This window comes from Ochrobactrum sp. BTU2 (assembly GCF_024539785.1).
Classification (GTDB): Bacteria; Pseudomonadota; Alphaproteobacteria; order Rhizobiales; family Rhizobiaceae; genus Brucella; species Brucella anthropi.
On record NZ_JAHWRG010000005.1, the window covers coordinates 217,845 to 234,440 of the forward strand.

The window sequence follows — 16,596 nt, forward strand, 5'->3', positions numbered from 1 at the left end:
ACTTATGCAGCCGCTGGCCAGTATATCCGCACCACCTTGATCGAGCTTGGCTCATCGGGCGTGTAGCTCAGCGGGAGAGCACTCCCTTCACACGGGAGGGGTCACAGGTTCAATCCCTGTCACGCCCACCATTCACCTCATTGAAATTAAAGAAAAATCCCTATCCATCAAATTTTCCAACTCGCCAATGGTTGGAAATCGATGCCGCCTGATTTTATCAAAGTGCCAATGGCACAAAAAAGAAGATGCCGAGGCAGCGGTTCTGAGGTAATGCTCCTCGTGATTGATAGCTGTATGGAAATATTCAGAAGATGGAATGGATTCCGATATTCTTCGTGGTGTTCAAGGTTCTCGTGTTAGGCGTGGCCATGTTCTTCGCCATCAAGTGGCATTACGACGAAGATAAAAAGAAAAAGAATAACGAAATGAGCGGGTCGTAAGAGCCCGCCTCATCACGTACAGCCACCGCACTTATTGCCTAAACAAAAACCCGCCGAAGCGGGGTAGTGACTGCTGACCCTGCGTCAGCAGCATTGGATCGGTTTTCTTCGGCGCCTCGATAACGATGTGTCTACGCCAAAACCAGTTGTGAAGGCGAATATCAGTTCCAGAACAGATAACGATCCTGCCAGACAACTCGGCACTGAGTTTCTATTTCGGCAGTGGATCGATGTGGGAATTCGTCGTGTAGTCGTTCGGCAATCGGATTTAGCGAAAGGGTCTTGGGTATAATCAATTCGGCCCGGTCGGCCTGGGCGCTAATAGCATTCAGCAACAGAGCGTCTTCTGATCTCATCATAGAGTATCCTTATGGTGATGGGCATAAGCCAGTCTTGAAAAATGCAAAGCAGGAAATGTTCGCAAAGGAATTGGCTGAAGGTCTGACAGCAGACGGGCATATCAGCGAGCCGGATTTGAGCCTAATCTTGGCAATAAAATGCGTCTGAAAGCAAATGAAAACATTTTGAAGCGAATTGATGAAATACGCGCCAGGGTGACTGAAAAAGTCGAGTGGAAGGCCGTGGGCAGGCTGCGCATGCTCGCTGACATTCCTGAAAAAGCGAAGACGGAAGCTCCACGCATCACCGTATCTGCAATCGCGGAAGCGAACAAAATGCAGGGCAATCAACCGAAGTAGGTCAGGCTGTTATTGGATTCGACTGTCGAAGTGGGCCAGTCGCCACGCTCACTCTTTCTGTGGGAAATTTCAGGGACGTTCATATCTCCAAAGCATGATGCACGCCGCAATTACCACCGCAGACGTCAGCACGCCTATGACAATAGAGAATAGAACCATTGCATTACCCCTGCTGCCTTCGTTTTCTTTATTGGGTCAGAGAATGACCGAGGAAATTCACTTCGTCAGGTCGACAATGACGAATCAACATTCCATGCATTTGAATTGACGAGTCGCGGTTTATGGCTTTCCAGCGTGAACTGGAAAACACGCGCAATTATCCGCCTCGCGACGTATATTTCTTGTTGCTGTTATAAAACTTTCACCGTTGCCGGATAGGCGAGGGCGTCCGCTCGTTACGCGGATTGGAAGGGCATAAGGGGCTGAATAAAATTATCGCTGATATGGTGGATTCGTTGCGTGGAGCGGCGATGAAAGGAATTACTTTATTTTTATTCTGAATATTTTTGTATTTATAAAATATATATGAAGTAACTTTTATATCACATATAAATAATTCACAAAACTTACATTGAATAAACATTGATCAAGTTATTGTGAATAAATATAGCGGTGGCGTCTAACTCATCTACTGGAGACGCATTTATGAATATCAGAAAAGTTCTTCTCGGTTCGGCAGCATCGCTTGTAGCGATTTCTGGTGCGCAAGCAGCCGATGCGATCGTGGCACCTGAGCCGGAAGCAGTCGAATATGTCCGCGTATGCGATGCATATGGTGCTGGCTATTTCTACATTCCGGGGACGGAAACCTGCCTTCGCATTCATGGTTATGTTCGCTACGACGCAAGCGGTGGCGACAACAATTATGCTCGTACCCCCGCACAGCTGGAGCGCGACACCTGGAACAAGCTGGCCCGCGTCAGCCTTCGTTTCTCGACCGCTTCCGAAACAGAACTCGGCACGCTCAAGACCTATAGCGAACTGCGTTACGACTGGAACGGCGACGGCAACGGCAAAGCCAACAATTACAATGGCGGCTCCACCAGCACCTCGCTGCGTTACGCCTATATCCAGCTTGGCGGTCTGCGTATTGGTCTGGATGAATCGGCTTTCGTCACCTTCACCGGTTACCTCGGCAACGTCATCAGCGACGACGTGATCCTCGCTGGCGGCTACCGCACCAACCTTATCAGCTACACCTTCAAGGGCGGGAACGGTTTCTCGGCCATTGTCTCCTTTGAAGAAGGTGGCAACACCGACTCGAACGTAGACGTCACCATCAAGGATTACATGCCGCATGTAGTCGGTGGCCTGAAATACGAGCAAAGCTGGGGCAAGATCGCCGGTGTCGTCGCCTATGACGCCCGTAACGAGGAATGGGCCGGAAAGGTCCGCGGCGATGTTAACATCACCGATCAGTTCTCGGTCTGGCTGCAGGGCGCTTACAAGTCCAACGACGATCATTACGGCACGTCGGGCGGTTATCGCGTCCGTATCATCGACTCGTTCTACGGTACCTGGGGCGGTGACTGGGCAGTCTGGGGCGGCGCGGCCTACAAGGCAACCAGCAAGGCCACTTTCAACGTACAGGCCGCTTATGACGACAGCGAAACCTTCGCTGCAACGGCAAACGTTGCCTACCAGCTCGTTCCTGGCTTCACCATCACGCCTGAAGTTTCCTACACCAAGTGGCAGGACAAGAACACGAGCATGGACGGCAAAGACGCCTGGCAGGGCAAGATCCGCTTCCAGCGCTCGTTCTGATATTCTGGCTGATACGCTGGCTAATAGTGCCCGCTTCAGCACACGCATTGTCGTAGAACTATGATGACCTCCAGTCCATGTTTCTAGCGACAGAGGCGGCGGCCCATTCGGTCGCCGCTTTTTTTGTTTTATAGTGAAATACCTGTTTCACCCTCTGGCTTCCGCCTGACAAAAAACTGTTCGAACTCTGTCTGTCCGGACAAGCTTGGCTTGCTGTCGAGGTTCTCATCACTATCTATATCCCAAAAGGGAGCATAGATGACGGTGAGAATGATGAGCATGGATGCCTATAGTTCGATGACGGAAAAGAAGCCTTTTTCGGTTCCTGCCAATGAAGTCGAGCGACTTGAAAGCGTCCGTAGCCTTGTTTCCGTGTCCAGCCTTGGACTGCCCGAACTGGATACCCTTGTATCGCTTGTGAAAGACGTTTTTGACGTCAGCACGTCTGCTCTCAACATCATCGACGAGGACTGGCAGCGTGTTGCTGCCAATGCTGGCGAAAAGGTCAGCAGTTGTCCCCGCGAGTTGACTGCCTGCACCTTCGTGGTGGAAAGCGGTGAGCTATTCGTGATTGAGGATATGGTCGAGAACGACCTCTTTTGCAGCATGCCTTATGTGACCGGCGAACCGCGTTTCCGCTTTTATGCTGGTGCACCGGTGTCTGTCGATGCCGGATTGACGGTCGGCTCCCTGTGCATTGTCGATAGCAGGCCGCGAAAGATTTCCGATACGGAACGTGCCAAGCTTGAGGATTTTGCCCGCATTGCGAGTGGATTGCTGCGGTTGCAAAAGACCAACAAATTCCTCACTGACGATTCCACCGCTCTCAAGCGCCTCGCACTGACCGACCGCCTGACCAAACTTTATAATCGCGGGGCTCTCACCGAACTTGCCATTCCGATGATCGAAAAAGCCTTGCAGCAGGGCAAGCCGATTGGTGCGCTGCTAATTGATCTCGATCGGTTCAAGGCGGTCAACGACACCTACGGTCACCTGATGGGCGACGCGCTTCTGATCGAAGCGGCTCAACGTTTGCGTTCCGCCTTAAGGGAAACAGATATTCCGGTGCGTGTGGGAGGTGACGAATTCGCCGTCATTCTTCCTGATGAAGATTGCATGGAAATCATCGAGACGGTGGCAGGAAGGGTGGTTGAAGCTTTTCGAGAACCTTTCCTCATCCACGGCGTCAATCTGGATGTTTCGGCAAGCGTCGGGGCAGTTCTCGCACCGCGCGACGGCACAACGCCGGACACGCTCGCCCGCAATGCGGACATTGCGCTCTATGAGGCAAAGGGCAAAGGTCGTAACTGCTATAGTATTTTCGGTGAAGCTGGAAACAAAGTATAATAAAAACAGTGTGATATGTATATTTTCGAGATTCTGCATTAACTAGATAGAAAAAGCCCGAACTGATCAGTCCGGGCTTCTATATTCTTACGTCCGGCTCTTAATCGAGTACGTAGCAGGCTTTAGCCTTACCGCGTGCGGGATCGCCGAAGGCGCGATTGTCACATTGGACGCCATTGCGGAAGACGCCTTCCGTGAACCGGCCATTTGCGCCGTAGCGGACGCGCTTGCGACCGTAAAAATCGCAGAACCCGCCTTCCTTCGCACAACGGCTCCAGTCGCGGTCGCGGTCATCATAGCGGTCATACGGATCATACCGATCCGGGCGTCCGGGGCGATCAGGGCGACCCGGACGGCCAGGCCTGTCTTCCCAGCGATCCTGAACCACGAAGGAGCAGCTTTTCTTTTTGCCCGGCGCCGGGTCACCGAAGACGCGGTTCGAACAGGTGACCTGTGGCCGATCAATGAAGCGCGACGTATTTTGTCCGCCGGTGCCATAGACCACTTCTGCCGGGTAGGGCAGCTGGCAGACTCCGTTCTCACTTGCGCAGCGCTGCAACTTGGCTGCGGACGCCGGCGTTACAAGGGGGGAGAGGACGGCCACCAGGCCGCCAAGGCATAGTGAAGCAACAGTCGTCTTGAGTGCAGGTGTCATGATGAGTCCCTCTGATATCGATGAAATATGCTTTAGTTCCGATATCTTGAACAGAGGATGAATGCGCAGTTCACAAAGAGCTGCAAGCTTGCAACGCCTGACAGGAATTTTGCGGGTGTCGAAGAGCTGGAACGAATGTGGGGTCGACAATCATTTCCTGCTCTGGTTTGCTTGGAGCTGGAGTGAGGACCAGAAATGCACCATCTGCCTTTCAGTTTCAAATCGATTGTCGTTATTCTGGCGGCCATGATTGCCACTGGCTTCTATGTCGGCCACAAGACCAAGGAAGTGCGCCAGACCTCGCTTGTTCAGCACGTTGCGCCTTCTGAAGCTGGAATATAATCCGGCGACCACTCCTGAACCGCTTCCTTTCCCGCAGCTTTCATGAAATGAGAGTGAAACACTCACGTTCAATCTTTGGAAGGCTGCCCATATGCACGGCGAATACAAAGTCCACGGCGGAAAACTTGTCGTTGTCGATCTGGATGTTCGTGACGGGCGTCTGAGCAATGTGCAGGTGGCGGGCGACTTCTTCCTGGAGCCGGACGAGGCTCTGGAGGATATCCGCAACGCTGTCGAAGGTCTCTCTGCCGACGCGTCGTCGGAGCAGATTGCGGACGCTGTGAGGGCAGGTCTGCGGCCCGAGGCCATGATGCTCGGCTTCAGCCCGGAAGCGGTTGCGATTGCCGTCCGGCGGGCTTTGGGTGTTGCCCGCACATGGCGGGATTTCGAATGGCAGATCGTTGAAATGCCTGCGGTTTCCCCTGCCATGCATCTTGCGCTTGACGAGGTTCTGGCGCAGGAGGTTGCCGCCGGACGCCGCGCGCCAACATTACGCTTCTGGGAATGGGAACGCCCCGCCATCATCATCGGCGCATTTCAATCACTGCGCAATGAAGTCGATATGGACGCAACGCGGGAATTCGGCGTCGAAACTGTCCGTCGCGTTACCGGTGGCGGCGCGATGTTTGTGGAACCCGGCAGTACCATCACCTATTCGCTTTATGCGCCGGGCGAACTCGTAGGGGATATGAGCTTCGCCGATTCCTACGCATTTCTGGATGATTGGGTGTTGAAAGCGCTCAACTCCCTCGGCATCGATGCTTTCTATAAACCGCTGAACGATATTTCGAGCTCCAAGGGCAAGATCGGCGGCGCGGCGCAGAAACGCTTTTCCAAGGGAACAGTTCTCCACCATGTCACCATGGCTTATGACATGGATGCCGAGAAGATGGTGAAGGTCCTGCGTATCGGGCGCGAGAAGTTGAGTGACAAGGGCACAGCCAGCGCAGTCAAGCGTGTCGACCCGGTGCGCAGCCAGACAGGACTGCCGCGCGAAGAAGTCATCAAGCGCATGAAGGATATGTTCGTGTCGCTGAATGGCGGCGTGAGCAGCAAGATTACGCCGGAAGAATATGCAGCTGCGGAAAAGCTTGCGGTCGAGAAATTCTCGACCCAGCAATGGTTACGTAATATTCCCTGAGCTTTCCATCCGACACTTGATCGCGAAGCGGGGTGACTTGCCCGTGCTGTCATGGCATAGGGAGGCCGCAACGCGACAACCTTACGCTCCATTCCACTCAACAAAGTCCTCCCGTTCCATGATCCGCATCGACAATATCAGCAAGTCCAACAGCCATCGCATTCTCTATATCGAGGCTTCCGCCGCTTTGAACCGTGGCGAAAAGATCGGCCTTGTCGGTCCAAACGGTGCAGGCAAGACAACCCTGTTTCGCATGATCACCGGCGATGAACTGCCGGACGAAGGCCAGGTTTCCGTCGAAAAAGGCGTGACGGTAGGTTATTTCGACCAGAATGTCGGCGACATGGGCGGTCGATCAGCCGTTGCGGAAGTGATGGAAGGTGCGGGGCCCGTCAGCGTGGTTGCGGCTGAACTTCGCGAGCTGGAAGCCGCGATGGTCGATCCGGACCGTATGGACGAGATGGATGCGATCATTGAGCGCTACGGTGAAGTGCAGGCGCGCTACGAAGAGCTGGATGGTTATGGTCTGGATGGCCGTGCGCGTGAGGTTCTGGCAGGGCTCAGCTTTACGCAGGAAATGATGGATGGCGATGTCGGCAAGCTCTCCGGCGGTTGGAAAATGCGTGTTGCGCTGGCGCGCATTCTGCTGATGCGCCCGGATGTGATGCTGCTCGACGAACCGAGCAACCATCTTGATCTCGAAAGCCTCATCTGGCTGGAAGCATTCCTCAAGAACTACGACGGCGCGTTGCTGATGACTTCGCACGACCGTGAATTCATGAACCGCATCGTGACCAAGATCATTGAAATCGATGGTGGTTCGCTCACGACCTATTCCGGCGACTATGGCTTCTATGAGGGCCAGCGGGCGCTGAACGAAAAGCAGCAGCAGGCACAGTTTGAGCGCCAGCAGGCCATGCTTGCCAAAGAAATCAAGTTTATCGAGCGCTTCAAGGCGCGCGCGTCCCACGCTTCGCAGGTTCAAAGCCGCGTAAAGAAGCTGGAGAAGATTGACCGCGTGGAGCCGCCACGCCGCCGCCAGACGGTCGCTTTCGACTTTGCCCCGGCCCCGCGCTCGGGTGAGGACGTTGTGAGCCTGAAGGGTGTGCACAAGACCTATGGCAGCCGCACAATTTATGACGGTTTTGATTTCATGGTTCGCCGCCGCGAACGGTGGTGCATCATGGGCATCAATGGTGCAGGAAAATCGACGCTGCTAAAACTGGTTGCAGGCGCTGCCGAACCGGACAAGGGCAACGTCAATGTTGGCGCTAGCGTCAAGCTCGGCTATTTCGCGCAGCATGCGATGGATGTGCTCGACGGCGATGCAACGATACTGGAATGGCTGGAAGAGCGCTTCCCGAAGGCAGGGCAGGCCCCACTTCGCGCACTGGCTGGCTGCTTCGGATTCTCCGGTGACGATATCGAAAAGAAGTGCCGGGTGCTTTCGGGCGGTGAAAAGGCGCGTCTGGTCATGGCGGCCATGCTGTTCGATCCGCCGAATTTCCTGGTCCTGGACGAGCCGACCAACCACCTTGATCTCGATACGAAGGAAATGCTCATCAAGGCACTTGCTGCCTATGAGGGAACGATGCTGTTCGTATCGCACGACCGGCATTTCCTCGGCGCTTTGTCGAACCGGGTTCTGGAACTGACACCGAATGGCATCCAGCAATATGGCGGCGGCTATACGGAATATGTGGAACGCACGGGGCAGGAGGCTCCGGGGTTGCGTTCATAGGGCGCTTCAACTGTCTGTTCTGGCGCGCATCTCATCCGAAAACCGTTTCACACTTTTCGGGATGCGCTCTAACGGCAAAATTTGCGCCGCTTAATCAAAATAAGCCATTGATGCATATGCGCGGTTCAGTTAGAAACGCGCATGTAAAGGCTTCGAGCCTTCCGGCAATGCACCCGTAGCTCAGCTGGATAGAGTGCTGCCCTCCGAAGGCAGAGGTCACAGGTTCGAATCCTGTCGGGTGCGCCATTTTTCTCCAAAAATCCGTTAAGTATCAATGGTTTCTATGATTTCTCGGCCTTTCCGGTCCATAAACGGGTCTACGGAAGGTGCGCAATGGGCTTGCATTGAAGCACATCGTCATTACCCAAGCAGGGACATATCACTATCGCCGTCGATTCCTGCGAGACGTTGCACAGGTATGCGCCCGAAGGGTCGTCATACGACTGTCGCTCCTCCTGGCGCTAATTGGATTGATTGGGTCGCTGGCCCCTGTGTTTCAAGCATCTGAAATTCACTGTGGAATTTCTGCGGGACAAGCTCCATTCTTGTGGCGACTGGCTATCTCGCCGGCATGAAGGTCGTCAACTGCGCGACCGAATGAAGAAAACGAACAAGCCTCTCGATCGGGTACGGGCAGCATCACGTTCTTAAAGAGTTTTTTCCGTCCTGGCCAAGCTGCCTGCGAACAAACTCAACAACATTTCGAAGCGGAGCTGTGAGCTTCCAACAAGTTGAATTGCGGAGTTGGTCTATTTCATTCGTATATTTTACTACATCTTGTTGGGATTTTGAAAGCGCTTCCAAATGGACGTTGCTTTCCGCCTTTTGATTGGCAAGCTGCTCGGAAAGTACGTTATTGCGTTCAGTTAGTGTGCGTAATTCTTCAGATAGTACCTCGATCCTCCTAGCATCGTCGTGTAAAAATCTAATGTTGTCCCAGGCAATCCTATTAATTAAATCGGTTGCGGCACGACGTATTTTTGCCGGCCACAAGACTGGCTCTTCAAACAGCATTGATGCGAATACACTCTGCTCGTTCATTGAAGCTGGTACGTTGGGCCTGAGAGCGGTGGGCCACCAATCAGCGCTGTCGGCGATATCAAGAAAATTGGCGAGTTGAGGCATGCCTGAACTTCGTGACTGTTTCCAGTGTGCCGAAAAATGAAGTACTGTCGGCAAGCGCCGATAAGTCAATGGATCGTCAGGGTTCTTTTGGATAATTTCGTGCCATAGCCGCCAGTCGCCGGCGGAAGAAACATCTTCTGGCCAAACATCCCTTTGCGACAGCGCGTCTGCCCGGTAAGCGAAGCAACTGGCTGGTATCGAGTTTTGATGCAGTATAAAGAATTCACGTTCATCTTCGAACTCAAGATTTGTCAAAAATGGTGCCGCAATTCCATCTGTCGAAATCCAAATTGCCTGAGTATACGCGAGCGCGCTTCCTCCGCTTAATGCCTCCTCCAATACCTCCAGATGATCTGGCAATATTAGGTCATCGTCCGCCATGAAGGCGATGAATTTACCGCGCGATTCTTTCAATGCAATATTACGATTTGCATAGCCAAAATGCGGCGCCTTAGGCAGGTCAAAAAAGCGAATCCGAGGGTCGTTGAAGCCTTGCAAAATTGTACGCGTTTCGGGCGGGCATCCGTCCCCGACAACGAGTAGTTCAAAATCCTTAACTGTCTGATTTAATACTGATTGCACCGCATAGCCGATTACATCGACCCGGCTATGGGTAGGAAGCAATATCGAGAACAGAGGATCGCTTACCATCCCTTTGCTGCTCCGAAGTCATAAGGTATCAGATCCGTATCGAGAGGGAGGCGGTATTTATCTGGTTTTGAATGATCATATTGTATCGTTGGGAAATTCAGCACTACGAGTTCGGAGTTACCTATGTTGTGATCTGCATGCCAAACAAACTTCGGCACATTTACAAGCCTTGGCTGGCTTCCGGATAAATATACTTTGCAAATTTTATTGTAAGTGCTCGATTCCGGCCTTGGATCAAATAAGACAAGCTCTAATTCGCCGCTGATCACAAAGTATCTATCTTCGTGCTCCTTATGTAGTCCCCAGCCTTTTACCATGCCGGGGCGTATCGTGAACATATAGGAAAACACCATCGGATCTGGATGCCAGTTCCAGCGCGGGTCATATATTTCCGTTACGCTGCCACGGTCATCACTATGACGGATACTTTCATAGAAAGACATCCCGTCCAGCAGAGGTGCAACGCTGCGGCGATTATCGTCAACTGTTCTCTGGTCTTGTTTTGCTGCGTCAAGAGTCACATCAAGTAGGCTATTCATTGCACACCTTTGGCAATATTTGCGTGTTATGTTTAATGTATTCTATTATTTTCCATAATTTCGCGCCAATGTTTGGAACGATTTATGTTTATTTTAGTTAGCCCTCCCGCTGGGAACATCAACTCGTTAGCTTTATCCTAATCGCTTATCATGATTACTTTTTTATCGTTGAAAAGGTCTATTTTGTTTCGATCTTATCTATTGTCGGCGGTAGCTGTACGGTAGTTTGCAAAGTAGGTTTTAGTGCTTGCCTAATTGATGAAGACACCGAAGGCAGAGGGCACAGGTTCGCATCGTGTCGGGTGCGCCATTTACTTGATGAGCTTGATGAACAGCGTTTGTGCGTGCAATCGGGACAGAATCGAGAACTATTTCCGTAATCAAAAAGACATTGTGCAAGCTCCATCGAACCATCTATTGATAGCGGCGGGGGAGAAATCATGACGAGTCGGCAATTTGGCATTGCCTGCTTGAACCTCCCCTTGCCAGGGGCTTAACCAGAAGTTCAATTCTGGAAAAGCCAAAATGAAATGGGAGGGATCTGAATGCGCGTATTAAAGCGTATCGCTGTGGCAGCTTCGATTGTGGGGATCGCGGCAACGGCAAGTGGTTTGGTGATCGGCGCGGCAACTGCCGAAGAGCCATTGAAACTTGTAATCGGAACGGAAGGCGCCTATCCGCCGTTCAATTTCACCAATCCGGATGGCTCGCTGTCGGGCTTTGATGTCGATATTGCAAGGGCGCTCTGCGAGGAAATGAAAGCCGAGTGTACATTCATCACGCAGGAGTGGGATGGCACTATTCCGGCACTTCAGGCCGGAAAGTTTGACGCTTATGTATCCTCCATGTCGATCACGGATGAGCGCAAGAAGCAGGTCGACTTCTCCAATAAGTATTACAACACGCCTCCCGGCATCGCGGTACCCAAGGACAGCGACATCAAGGGTGTGACCAAGGAAGACCTTGCCGGCAAGACAATTGGCGTTCAGGTGTCAACGACGCACGCCAACTATGCCGAACACGCCTTCACCGACAGCACGATCAAGGCTTATCCGACTGCCGAAGAATACCGGCTCGATATGGCCAATGGTCGCCTTGATGCCGTCAACGACGACAGTGTAACGCTGAGCGAATGGCTGAAGACGCCGGATGGTGCCTGCTGCAAGATGGTCGGCACTTATCCGTCCGACGACAACATCCATGGTGTTGGCGTCGGCGTTGCCTTGAAGAAGGGCCGCCCTGAACTGGTCGAAAAGTTCAACAATGCCATCAAGGCGATCCGCGCGAACGGCAAGTACAAGGAAGTCAACGACAAGTACTTTGATTTCGACGCTTACGGCGCTGAAAACTGATCGCGCAGAACCAATGGGTCGTTCGGCATACTGAATTTTGCAACACCGCCCAATTTGGGCGGTGTTGCTGTGTCAGAAGGGCTACTCGCGCACGCGCAATAGCTAATCCATATAATTACGAGGCATTTGTTGGCGTTGAGAAATTCTCCGCCAGCAAGGACAATGTTGATCTTCCGGCGCAAGGGAGGTCAAAATGTATCAAATATTGTGCCTGACGATTTCAGGCTTCGTACTTGTTGCAATTTATTCATTTTACGACCGGGAAAAGCCCGGACTATCCTATTCCGCGTCAAACGGTTGTATCTGCGATAAGAAGCGCGAACCGGTCTCAGCATGTCTGGATGTTTGCCAGCCTGCGAACTGAAGATTGCCAGAACACTGAAATCAGGAGTCCAAATGCGACCTGAAAATCTCGTCATTCGCGCAGTAGAAGCTACGGATGCTGAAGGTCTCACCCGCCTGCAGAACATGCCGGGATTTCGGTTCGGCACTTTACGCACGCCGTTCCAGCGCCTTGAGACCACGAAGAAATGGCTGGATTCGCTCGGACCGGAATCGACGGTGATTGTTGCGACGATCAATGAGGAGATCGTCGCAAACGCTGGCTTGCTGCGGCGCACCGGAAGACGGAGCCATACCGCAGGCATTATAATGGGAATAGACGACCAGTATGTCGGCAAGGGGATAGGCACGGCACTTATGACCGAGCTGATCGAGATCGCCGATAACTGGCTCGGTCTGAAGCGGCTTGAACTGACCGTTTATGTCGACAATGTCGCCGCGATCCATCTCTATGAGAAGTTCGGTTTCGTCCCGGAGGGCATTCACGTGAAGGATGCTTTCCGAGCCGGAGAGTTTGTCGATTCACTTGCAATGGCCAGGCTCAATTTCTGATGCATTGCGCCAAAAATTGAGCGCCGAATGTTGTCTCCATTGGGTTGACTGACGAGTATCCGCATGGCCGCTGAACGAGAGTTACCCTTCGTCAACAACTGAGTGCGAAACAAACGTTGCATTTTCGCCACAATGCGTTGCATAGATGCAACGCTATTGGGTAACATGGTTAACATGAGCACGGCGAATCTGACGACGGACATGAACGGCGAGAAACAATCATCGCAAGGCGGCGAGGGGCGCAGGCTTCTGGCGCTGCCGGGTATCATCACTGTTGTTTCAGCGCTGATTACGGCATCGATATCCTTCGCCATTCTGATTGGCATCACCCCGATCACGCCTGACCGGACGGTAACGCTGGCATTGGTCATCATCAATGTCGCGTTGATTCTGTTCCTCATTCTGCTGATTTGCCGCGAAGTCTATCGCATCGTCATGGCCCGCCGGCTTGGAAAGGCCGCTTCGCGCCTGCATGTCCGCATCGTCGCGCTGTTTTCGTTGATTGCGGCGGTTCCTGCCATCGTGGTGGCCATCGTTGCTTCCGTAACGCTCAATCTGGGTCTTGATCGCTGGTTCGATACCAATACCCGCGACATTGTCAGTTCATCGCAGAGCCTGACCACCGCCTATATCCGCGAAACTGCGCTTAACCTGCAAAGCACGTCCTATTCGATGCTGCAGGATCTCGATGCGCAGCGCACCATCTACAGTCTTGATCGTGGTGGCTTCGTCCAGTTGATGACGTTGCAGACGCGCGGTCGCGGTCTGCTCGGTGCGTTCCTGGTGCGTGAAAATGGTGAAGTGGTCGTCAAAAGCGATACCGGCGTCGAAGATCGCTTGCCGCCGCCGACTGAAGATGCACTGAAGACGGCACCGGACGGCAAGCCGGTTATCATCCCGCCGGGAAACAGTAATTTCGTCGGCGCAATTATCAAGATGCGCGAAATACCGGACGTCTATCTCTATACGGTTCGCGCCGTGGATTCGCAGATTCTCGACGCCATGCGCCTGATGGAAGCCAACACCCAGCGCTATCAGGAAATGGATGCGAACCGCATTCCAACGCAGATCGCGTTCGCGCTGCTCTATTTCGGTCTGACGCTGATCGTTCTGCTTTCGGCGATCTGGACCGGTATTGCTGTTGCTGACCGGCTGGTGCGCCCGATCCGTCTGCTGATCGGTGCGTCGGACGACGTGGCGGCTGGTAACCTCGATATCTCGGTTCCGGTGCGCGCTTCGGACGGTGATGTCGGCGCATTGTCCGGCACTTTCAACAACATGGTCGCGGAACTTAAGAGCCAGCGTAACGAGTTGATTTCCGCCAAGGACCAGATCGATGAGCGCCGTCGCTTCTCTGAAGCCGTGCTTTCCGGTGTGACGGCAGGCGTCATCGGCATCGAAACAGATGGCTGTATCTCCATTCTGAACCGTTCCGCAGAGCATATGTTCGGTGTCACATCGGATGATGCTGTTGGCAAAAGCCTTACCAGCATTGCGCCAGAGATTGGGCAGGCTTTCGAAGTCGCCCGTTCAACGGGACGTGCCGTACACCGCGAGCAGGTCAGCATGACCCGCGGCGGCGTGGCGCGCACGTTCAACGTGCAGGTGACCGTCGAGGATACGGAGTCCGAAGATCATTCTTATGTCGTGACCGTGGACGACATCACCGATCTGGTGCAGGCACAGCGTTCGTCGGCCTGGGCGGATGTCGCCCGCCGCATTGCGCATGAGATCAAGAATCCGCTCACGCCAATCCAGCTGTCCGCCGAACGCATTCGCCGCCGATACGGCAAGGTGATCACCGAAGATCGCGAGGTTTTCGACCAGTGCACGGATACGATCATCCGTCAGGTGGGCGATATCGGGCGCATGGTCGATGAATTCTCCGCCTTTGCCCGCATGCCGAAGCCGGAAATGCGGCTTATGGACATGCGCGAGGCATTGCGCGAAGCCTCCTTCCTGATCGAAGTCAGCCGCAGCGATATTCGTTTCCAGAACGATTTCGGGGCGGAAAAACTGGTCGGTTCCTTCGACAGCCGCCTGATCGGGCAGGCGTTCGGCAATGTCATCAAGAATGCCAGCGAAGCTATTGACGGACTTCCAAAGGAAGATCGCGCCAAGGAAGGCGAAGGCGGGCATATCCTCATCCGTTCCTATCAGGCGGACGGGCAACTGGTTGTCGATGTCATCGACAATGGCAAAGGCTTGCCAGGCGACGATCGCCAGAAACTGCTCGAACCTTATATGACGACGCGCGAGAAGGGCACCGGCCTTGGTCTCGCGATTGTCCGCAAGATCGTCGAGGATCATGGCGGGCATCTGGAATTGCATGACGCGCCTTCGGATTTCCACGGAGGCCGAGGCGCGATGATACGCATGGTCTTCCCGCAAGCGCCTGCCAGCGAGGCTGGCGTGAATGCGGGACCTGCCGGCGAGGCTGGCACCAATGCGGAAAATGACCAAAAGAACATAGCTGGACAGGTGATTTGATATGGCTGCCGATATTCTTGTAGTTGATGACGAAGCGGATATCCGGGAACTTGTTGCAGGCATCCTGAGCGATGAAGGCCATGAAACCCGCACGGCTTTCGATGCGGACAGCGCGCTCGCAGCGATCAACGATCGCGTTCCCCGGCTGGTTTTCCTGGATATCTGGCTGCAGGGCAGCCGTCTGGATGGTCTGGCGCTGCTCGATGAAATCAAGAAGCAGCACCCCGAACTGCCGGTGGTGATGATTTCCGGTCACGGCAACATCGAAACGGCGGTGTCTGCCATCCGGCGCGGCGCTTACGATTTCATCGAAAAGCCGTTCAAGGCTGATCGTCTGATCCTCGTTGCGGAACGGGCGCTTGAAACCTCGAAGCTGAAGCGCGAAGTCTCGAACTTGCGCAAACGTACCGGCGACCATCTGGAATTGATCGGTGCATCACTGGCGTTGAACCAGCTGCGCCAGACCATTGAACGCGTGGCGCCAACCAACAGCCGCATCATGATCACTGGCCCGTCGGGTGCGGGCAAGGAACTTGCCGCGCGTGCCATCCATGCGCAGTCGAGCCGCGCCAGCGGTCCGTTCGTGACCGTTAATGCCGCGACCATCACGCCAGAGCGGATGGAGATCGAGCTTTTCGGTACTGAGATGGACGGCGGCGAACGCAAGGTCGGCGCTCTGGAAGAAGCCCATGGCGGTATTCTCTATCTCGATGAAGTTGCGGATATGCCGCGCGAGACGCAAAACAAGATACTGCGTGTGCTTGTCGACCAGCAGTTTGAGCGCGTTGGCGGCACCAAGCGTGTGAAGGTGGATGTGCGCATCATCTCCTCGACGGCACAGAACCTCGAAGGCATGATTGCGGAAGGCACGTTCCGCGAAGACCTGTTCCACCGTCTGTCGGTTGTCCCTGTGCAGGTGCCGCCGCTTGCATCCCGGCGCGAGGATATTCCGTCTCTGGTCGATTACTTCATGAAGCAGATTGCCGAACAGGCTGGCATCAAGCCGCGCAAGATCGGGCCGGACGCGATGGCGGTTCTGCAGGCGCATAGCTGGCCGGGCAATCTTCGCCAACTGCGCAACAATGTCGAACGCCTGATGATTCTGGCACGTGGCGACGATCCAGAAGAGCCAGTGACAGCCGATCTTTTGCCGGCTGAAATCGGCGACACCCTGCCACGCGCACCAACGGAATCCGACCAGCACATCATGGCGCTTCCGTTGCGCGAGGCGCGCGAGCGTTTCGAGAAGGAATATCTGATCGCCCAGATCAACCGGTTCGGCGGCAATATTTCGCGCACGGCGGAGTTCGTTGGCATGGAGCGTTCGGCGCTGCATCGCAAACTGAAGTCTCTGGGCGTATAAGCATTTAGAGCGCTCCAGCCAAAGAGGAGAGGCTGGAGCCGCTCTAGATATCTG

Annotated in this window: 13 protein-coding genes, 2 tRNA genes and 1 pseudogene; 13 read left to right on the forward strand and 3 right to left on the reverse strand. The window is 53.9% G+C overall.

Annotation, left to right across the window (positions count from 1 at the left end):
- Positions 1-56 precede the first annotated feature (56 nt).
- From KWJ32_RS16900 to KWJ32_RS16920, 5 genes are all read left to right on the forward strand, one after another.
- Positions 57-131: transfer RNA gene (locus KWJ32_RS16900), tRNA-Val, on the forward strand.
- Between the two features lie 180 nt (positions 132-311).
- A complete protein-coding gene (locus KWJ32_RS16905) occupies positions 312-440 on the forward strand; it encodes a hypothetical protein (protein ID WP_010660176.1) in 129 nt (42 codons plus the stop codon).
- Positions 441-937: 497 nt separating this feature from the next.
- A complete protein-coding gene (locus tag KWJ32_RS16910) occupies positions 938-1,138 on the forward strand; it encodes a hypothetical protein (RefSeq protein ID WP_125334260.1) in 201 nt (66 codons plus the stop codon).
- 645 nt (positions 1,139-1,783) lie between these two features.
- Complete coding sequence (locus KWJ32_RS16915; RefSeq protein ID WP_036586779.1) at positions 1,784-2,902, forward strand: porin; 1,119 nt, start codon at positions 1,784-1,786, stop codon at positions 2,900-2,902.
- Positions 2,903-3,160: 258 nt separating this feature from the next.
- Complete coding sequence (locus tag KWJ32_RS16920; RefSeq protein ID WP_012092102.1) at positions 3,161-4,249, forward strand: sensor domain-containing diguanylate cyclase; 1,089 nt, start codon at positions 3,161-3,163, stop codon at positions 4,247-4,249.
- A gap of 100 nt (positions 4,250-4,349) precedes the next feature.
- Here the strand turns inward: KWJ32_RS16920 and KWJ32_RS16925 are convergent, their stop codons facing one another.
- Positions 4,350-4,904: a hypothetical protein gene (locus KWJ32_RS16925; RefSeq protein ID WP_029376114.1), complete on the reverse strand. Its 555-nt coding sequence runs from the start codon at positions 4,902-4,904 to the stop codon at positions 4,350-4,352.
- A 195-nt stretch (positions 4,905-5,099) separates the two neighbouring features.
- Here KWJ32_RS16925 and KWJ32_RS16930 point away from each other — a divergent pair, with 195 nt between their 5' ends.
- The 4 genes from KWJ32_RS16930 to KWJ32_RS16945 all read left to right on the forward strand — a co-directional run bounded on the left by KWJ32_RS16930 (position 5,100) and on the right by KWJ32_RS16945 (position 8,374).
- Positions 5,100-5,246, forward strand: coding sequence for a hypothetical protein (locus tag KWJ32_RS16930; RefSeq protein ID WP_155269231.1), 147 nt, complete (start codon positions 5,100-5,102; stop codon positions 5,244-5,246).
- Positions 5,247-5,337: 91 nt separating this feature from the next.
- On the forward strand, positions 5,338-6,387 hold the full coding sequence (locus tag KWJ32_RS16935; protein ID WP_012092100.1) for a biotin/lipoate A/B protein ligase family protein: 1,050 nt from the start codon (positions 5,338-5,340) through the stop codon (positions 6,385-6,387).
- Positions 6,388-6,505: 118 nt separating this feature from the next.
- Positions 6,506-8,128 (forward strand): ABC-F family ATP-binding cassette domain-containing protein, encoded by a 1,623-nt coding sequence (locus KWJ32_RS16940; RefSeq protein WP_151609909.1) that lies wholly within the window; start codon positions 6,506-6,508, stop codon positions 8,126-8,128.
- A 169-nt stretch (positions 8,129-8,297) separates the two neighbouring features.
- Positions 8,298-8,374: transfer RNA gene (locus tag KWJ32_RS16945), tRNA-Arg, on the forward strand.
- A gap of 393 nt (positions 8,375-8,767) precedes the next feature.
- Here KWJ32_RS16945 and KWJ32_RS16950 read toward each other — a convergent pair.
- Entirely contained in the window at positions 8,768-9,904 is a 1,137-nt protein-coding gene (locus KWJ32_RS16950; RefSeq protein ID WP_012092098.1) for a glycosyltransferase family A protein, read from the reverse strand.
- On the reverse strand, positions 9,898-10,443 hold the full coding sequence (locus tag KWJ32_RS16955) for a dTDP-4-dehydrorhamnose 3,5-epimerase family protein (RefSeq protein ID WP_012092097.1): 546 nt from the start codon (positions 10,441-10,443) through the stop codon (positions 9,898-9,900). Before KWJ32_RS16955 ends, KWJ32_RS16950 begins: the two co-directional genes overlap by 7 nt.
- Before the next feature lie 545 nt (positions 10,444-10,988).
- Between KWJ32_RS16955 and KWJ32_RS16960 the strand changes: the two genes are divergently transcribed.
- The 4 genes and pseudogenes from KWJ32_RS16960 (at position 10,989) to KWJ32_RS16975 (ending at position 16,542) form a co-directional block, all read left to right on the forward strand.
- Positions 10,989-11,795, forward strand: coding sequence for an ABC transporter substrate-binding protein (locus tag KWJ32_RS16960; protein ID WP_010660151.1), 807 nt, complete (start codon positions 10,989-10,991; stop codon positions 11,793-11,795).
- Between the two features lie 396 nt (positions 11,796-12,191).
- On the forward strand, positions 12,192-12,689 hold the full coding sequence (locus KWJ32_RS16965) for a GNAT family N-acetyltransferase (protein ID WP_012092095.1): 498 nt from the start codon (positions 12,192-12,194) through the stop codon (positions 12,687-12,689).
- Between the two features lie 132 nt (positions 12,690-12,821).
- Positions 12,822-15,080 (forward strand): annotated as a pseudogene (locus tag KWJ32_RS16970) (PAS domain-containing sensor histidine kinase); the annotation flags it as partial.
- Positions 15,081-15,180: 100 nt separating this feature from the next.
- The gene (locus tag KWJ32_RS16975; protein ID WP_010660147.1) at positions 15,181-16,542 is read left to right on the forward strand and encodes a sigma-54 dependent transcriptional regulator; all 1,362 of its coding nucleotides are present in this window, start codon (positions 15,181-15,183) and stop codon (positions 16,540-16,542) included.
- The last annotated feature ends 54 nt before the right edge of the window (positions 16,543-16,596 follow it).